We start from the raw sequence: 5,674 nt of genomic DNA, 5'->3' as shown, positions 1-5,674 counted from the left end.
TTGAAAAAGCCATCGAAGAATTGCGCGATGAATTAAAAGAAACTATTCGCAGTGTACCCGTGTGGCAAAAGGAGTATCGCCAGAAAGTCAAGGAACTCAATCAGGAAGTATCGGCAGTAACCGTTGACCAACTGATTAGTCCATTGTTACAGAAATACGAGTCTCAACAAAACGTCCAATCCTATATTGCCGAAGTTAAAAATGATGTTATTAACAATGTAGATGAATTTCGTACTCCGGATGAAGAAGAGTCAGCCACTTTATTAGGCCTTAAGACGAAGAAGGGGAAAAGAGATAACTATTCACCTTACAAAGTTAATGTACTGGTAGACAATTCTGAAACTAAAGGCGCACCTGTAATTTATGAAAATAACCCAACGTATTTGAATCTTGTGGGGCGCATTGAGCATCTTTCACAATTCGGTACATTAATTACAGATTTTACACTAATCAAACCTGGCGCATTACATCAGGCTAACGGTGGCTACCTGGTACTGGACGCGCGCAAAGTATTATTGCGAGGCTTTGCCTGGGAAGGCCTGAAACGCGCCCTGCACGCCCATGAAGTCCGCTTAGAATCGCTGGAGCAGATGTTGAGCCTGGTGAGCACCATTACACTGGAGCCAGAGCCAATACCCATCAATGTGAAGCTGGTATTGACCGGCGATCGCCTGCTTTACTATCTGCTAAAAGAATATGATCCGGAATTTGGTCGACTATTTAAAGTCGCCGCAGATTTTTCAGAAGATATTAACCGCAATTCGGAAAACACCCAATTGTACGCGCAATTGATTGCCTCGTTACAGCGTCGGGAAAAACTGCGTGATTTTGATAAAAGTGGCGTCGCTCGAGTCATTGAGCAATGCGCGCGTCGCGCTGAGGATGGCGAAAAATTATCATTACATATGGGTACACTGGTTGACCTGCTACGCGAGTCTGACTACTGGGCAGAACGGGATAATGGCGAAGTAGTCACTGCCGATCATGTACAAACGGCAGTGGACAAGGAAATTTACCGTCAGGATCAGATCCGCTCCAGAATCCATGAATCCATACAACGCGGAATTCGCATCATTGATACGGAAGGCACACAGGTTGCCCAGGTTAACGGTTTATCAGTAATGCAGCTTGGCGATTATAGTTTTGGGCAACCTTCTCGTATTACCGCAACAGCACGGCTGGGCGAAGGTGAAGTTATCGATATTGAACGCGAAGTTGATTTGGGGGGGCCCATCCACTCCAAGGCAGTCATGATAATTTCTGCATACCTGGCCGACCACTATGCTAGAAATTGCCCGTTGTCGCTTTCAGCCACGGTAGTTTTTGAACAATCCTATGGCATGATCGAAGGCGACAGTGCCTCGGTCGCTGAACTATGCGCCCTGTTATCAGCGCTGGCAAATATTCCCATCGAACAATCCCTGGCTGTTACAGGTTCAATCAATCAATTGGGACAAGTGCAGGCCATTGGTGGTGTTAATGAAAAAATTGAAGGCTTTTTTGATGTTTGCGAAGTACGCGGGCTAACAGGTAAACAGGGAGTAATTATACCTAAAGCCAACGCAATACACCTGATGTTGCGCCACGATGTGGTGGAAGCAGCAGAGCAAGGCAAATTTCATATCTATCCCGTTGAAACTGTTGAACAGGCGCTGGAGTTGCTCACTGGTCTTGATGCCGGTGTGCGCGATAAAGATGGCAAATATCCAGACGGCTCGATAAACGCACTGGTACAAAATCGGCTAAACGAGCTGAATCAGTTGCAGCAGGAGTTTGCCGCGAAAGCCAAAGGTGAGAAAAACCTTGAAAGCACCGAATCGTGAAGCCAAGGTATTACAGATACTGTTGGCCCTGGATGCAGCCAGTGAAAACCAGGACGCATTGGAATCAGCTATTATCCTGGCAGCTCAATTAAGGGCAGAACTGATTGGCCTGTTTGTAGAAGATATTGACTTACTCCGCTCTGCACAACTGCCGTTTACCAGTGAAGTAGTGGCTGACAGCGGTGAAGAGCGTTCTTTCACCAGTAACCATATCGAAAAATCCTTGCGTGCCTGGACAAAGCAAATGCAGGCGTTACTTACCAGGGAAGCACAGAAGGCAAATATCAAGTGTTCTTTTCGAACGGTCAAAGGTAGACATATTGACACCCTGTTATCTGAAACGGGTGAATATAATCTGTTGATTATTTCTCACTCCCGGCAGCAATTAATATCACCCATTACCAAATCGGATGTCATTTATCTGGTCTTTGACGGCTCGAGTGAAGCACACCATGGTGTCGCTATTATCAGTGAAATGGCGTTACATGGTTTACGTAACATTGTATTAATTGATACTTGTTCCGAAGATACCGAATATGGTGCAAAGAAAGCCGCGGAATGGTTATCCCGGCATGGTGTACATGTTTTCGTCCAGAAATTGACCGGAGATCCCGCACGGTCATTACCACCGTTACTGAAAAAGTATCCTGCTGCGTTGCTGTTGGTGCCTGCTCATTTCCCCATGCATTATGAACCTGAATCCCTGAAGGTACTGCAGAAAAAGCTCAATTGCCCGGTAGTCATCGTACGTTAGTTGCCTTTATTTATCAGTGTAAAACACAACAACTCCACTTCCCACTGCACACATGATTATATGCACAGCTGAAAAGTGGAGTGTTTTTTAGGCAATCAATCCGCGCTTATTCAACAACTACTGGACGCAAACGAATTTCAATACGACGATTCTGGGCACGACCTTCCGCCGTATCATTAGATGCAACAGGCTGGTTTTCTCCCAGGGACACAACGACTAATTGTCCCTTCGGAATACCTGATTCTTCCAGAAACATTACCACATTGGTTGCTCGTGAAGCGGCTAAATCCCAGTTGGATGGGAACTGTTCCTGTAAGCGTTTACTGATGGGTACATTGTCAGTAAATCCTGCAACGATAGTTTGATAGGGTACGTCCCATAATTCCTTGGCCAGTTTATGTAAAACAACTTGACCCGATTTCTTAACCACCGCCGAACCAGAATCAAACAAAATTCCCTCTGGCAGGTTAAGATTTACGCCGCTTTGCATTTGTTCAATGGTAATTTGCTGGGATTGTACTTCGTTGGCGAGCTTGTTAACCAGCTTGTCGTAAAGCACCGTTGCTGTCATGGCTTTTATTTTGGTAGCCTGCAGTTCTTCACTGGTTACGACTAATGCCTCCTCAGTTGCTGCCAAATCCTGTTTTACCTGCTCTTTCTGATTTCGAGTCAGTTTCATGTTCTGCTTGAGTGCATTATTTTCCTTCTGCAAAGCATCGCGTTCCTTCACCACGGAGTCATAATTGCCCTGCGATACACACCCTGTTGTGATTACGACCATAAAAGCAGCTATCCCGAATAACAACCAACTTGTTTTAGTCACTGTGACTACCCTCCTAAAAATTATTGTTAAATTCACGACCTCGTTAATCCATAACAATATGACTAAATTATTACAGGCGTACCAGGAATAATATACTCGATTTCGAGTATCAATAATCCGCAAATAATTTGTATGCAGTTAAGAACTTATAACACCAGGAATTCTTTTGCTGCTGATTACCGGTAGAACATATCATGATTACCTGGCTTATCCCTTGATTAATATCAAAAAGTCGTCCGGCACTCCAGGCAAAATATTACCAGACAAAATTGAAAGGGAGGAAATCAGGTAGTTAGGCTTGAACGCTAAACAGCTACTTGGCAATATTATGGCGTTTCTTTGTCGTAGCAGCGGACTGTTCTCGTTTCAGTATTTTTTTACCCGGCGCCAATGCATTACGAATAACTTTTTTCAGAGAAGCTATTGGAAAATCATCTTTATCCCTGAAGTTGATACATCCTACACCACCGGGAATTTCCGGATGCCGTTGTTTAAAATCTGCAATACGTTCCCGGGAACAGGTGTAGACGGAAAAATAGCTTTTCTTGTTGCCCCAGGCAAAGAAGTTGTCGTTTAAATGATAAGTAGGCATTTTGTATTGCATACTCAACTGTACCTCAGGAAATAACTGAAGGACCAGCGAATGCAGGCGTGCGGCCTTTTCCCGGCGTTGTTCCGGCATATCGGCAATATATTGAGTGATAATTTTATCTCTCATTCAATTTCTCAATTGATAGAGGAATAGTAACCATGTCAGGAAAGCACACTATTCATTGAGGGTGCACTAACGCCTTAACTCCCACTGACTTTTCGACACCAACCGACCATTAGTAAACGATTGATACTCTATTTTCAGTACATTATGCTCTAACAGGAACGACCGCACAATTTCCTGGGTAACGACGCCACCTGACCGATTCCGAACGTTGCTTTTCTTATGAAACACTAGAAAGTCAGCCAGTACCTTGACTGTGACAACATCACCGGCAGGAATATTTCTATCAAGGCGGAGCCGCTGCCTGGTCAGGAGCAAACGAAAATTCTCAGGCCTGGTCACATTCCTTGTACGCCCTTGCCATCTCGACCTGAATCGCAGTTCCAGCGTGTCTTCTACCGGCATATAGTCGGTTTTGCCTCGCGCGTCTACTTTATATTCCTGCTTTTCTTCGACAGCTGCAGCAATATCACCTTTGCATGTTATTTCGATAACCGAGCCACTCCAAAATCCGCTCATAAAACTAATGAGACGACTGAGGTGATTGTACTCAGCAGGAGAAATATCTTTTACTTCAAGTTCGGCGGTCAGAGGAACGCCCTGATTATTGCTGGGTGAGTTACCAAAACAGTTTGCTGCCGTTGCGGCCTGAGTTACAACGAAGAGGAATAATGCGACAAAGATGTATACACCTTTCATCTTACATATAGTGCATTAAATGGAAGTAAATACCTAATATAGATACAATCCAGATAATTATAACTGATAAACCATTTATGCCTTATTCAGTGGCGATGATTAAACAGTCACGGTGGGCGCTTTATACCTGTTTCGCAGTAACAACATCGTGACTAAACGCGAAATTTCTCAGCACTGAATTGTTAATGCGATATTTTTAGTGATGACAATGCGCTATTGCTTCCAGGATTTGTCCATTTATATCTAATATAACCGTAACGCCTTCAATCAGGATATCCGGCATTTCTGGCAGTGGCATGGGTTTTGTTAGTAAAGAATAGACCTTAACTGTGGGCTCCTTCTCACCTATTCGATAGGTGTACTCAACATGTTGCGGTTTAAGTGCTGAATAGGCGACAGTCATCTCGAACAGCTTCAATTCTCCACGCTCTACAGCTTTCTTAAATACCTGGACTACCTGTGCAGAATCCACCTGTGGATACGGTATTTTTATATTCTTTGTATCAGACCGGGAAGATGGTGGTTTTTCCAGTTTCGCCAACAGAAAACATTGGGGCTGCGCAGTGGCGTGCCCTAAAGTACTGAAGAATATTAACACTACAGCAATATAAAATTTTAGCATGGCTACTCTATCTAAATATTTACGCTCTTCTAATTATAAGTTATTCAATTTAGTATAAGCTATGTTTTCCTGGGTTTGCCTGGCTTTTTTGCGATAAAAATTGCACGCCTGGGTGCAGGATATCCTTCAACAGTTTTATTGTAGTCTTCTGGATCAAGGAAATCTGCCAGAGATTCAAAGTGCATCCAGTGAGTTACGCGCTGTTCTTCAACCGTGGTCTGAGTTACATCCACACAAC

Annotated in this window: 7 protein-coding genes; 2 read left to right on the top strand and 5 right to left on the bottom strand. The window is 43.9% G+C overall.

Features of this window, described 5'->3' with window-relative positions:
- Together ACWVCM_RS06615 and ACWVCM_RS06610 are read left to right on the top strand one after the other, a co-directional pair.
- The coding region (locus ACWVCM_RS06615; RefSeq protein ID WP_455200937.1) for a Lon protease family protein at positions 1-1,823 on the top strand (1,823 nt) is incomplete at its 5' end.
- Complete coding sequence (locus ACWVCM_RS06610) at positions 1,804-2,577, top strand: hypothetical protein (protein ID WP_455200936.1); 774 nt, start codon at positions 1,804-1,806, stop codon at positions 2,575-2,577. The genes ACWVCM_RS06615 and ACWVCM_RS06610, both read left to right, overlap by 20 nt.
- A gap of 106 nt (positions 2,578-2,683) precedes the next feature.
- Here ACWVCM_RS06610 and ACWVCM_RS06605 read toward each other — a convergent pair whose 3' ends face one another.
- From ACWVCM_RS06605 to ACWVCM_RS06585, 5 genes are all read right to left on the bottom strand, one after another.
- Positions 2,684-3,400 carry an OmpA/MotB family protein gene (locus tag ACWVCM_RS06605; protein ID WP_455200935.1) on the bottom strand — a complete coding sequence of 239 codons (717 nt, stop codon included), beginning with the start codon at positions 3,398-3,400 and terminating at the stop codon, positions 2,684-2,686.
- Positions 3,401-3,713: 313 nt separating this feature from the next.
- Positions 3,714-4,118, bottom strand: coding sequence for an iron chaperone (locus tag ACWVCM_RS06600; RefSeq protein ID WP_455200934.1), 405 nt, complete (start codon positions 4,116-4,118; stop codon positions 3,714-3,716).
- Positions 4,119-4,184: 66 nt separating this feature from the next.
- Positions 4,185-4,814, bottom strand: coding sequence for a hypothetical protein (locus ACWVCM_RS06595; protein ID WP_455200933.1), 630 nt, complete (start codon positions 4,812-4,814; stop codon positions 4,185-4,187).
- 196 nt (positions 4,815-5,010) lie between these two features.
- Complete coding sequence (locus ACWVCM_RS06590) at positions 5,011-5,436, bottom strand: hypothetical protein (RefSeq protein WP_455200932.1); 426 nt, start codon at positions 5,434-5,436, stop codon at positions 5,011-5,013.
- 59 nt (positions 5,437-5,495) lie between these two features.
- A complete protein-coding gene (locus tag ACWVCM_RS06585; RefSeq protein ID WP_455200938.1) occupies positions 5,496-5,669 on the bottom strand; it encodes a DUF1698 domain-containing protein in 174 nt (57 codons plus the stop codon).
- Positions 5,670-5,674 lie beyond the last annotated feature (5 nt).

It is taken from the genome of Kaarinaea lacus (assembly GCF_975902315.1).
The sequence above is the reverse complement of the archived record's forward strand: the minus strand, read 5'-3'. Positions and strand labels throughout refer to the sequence as shown.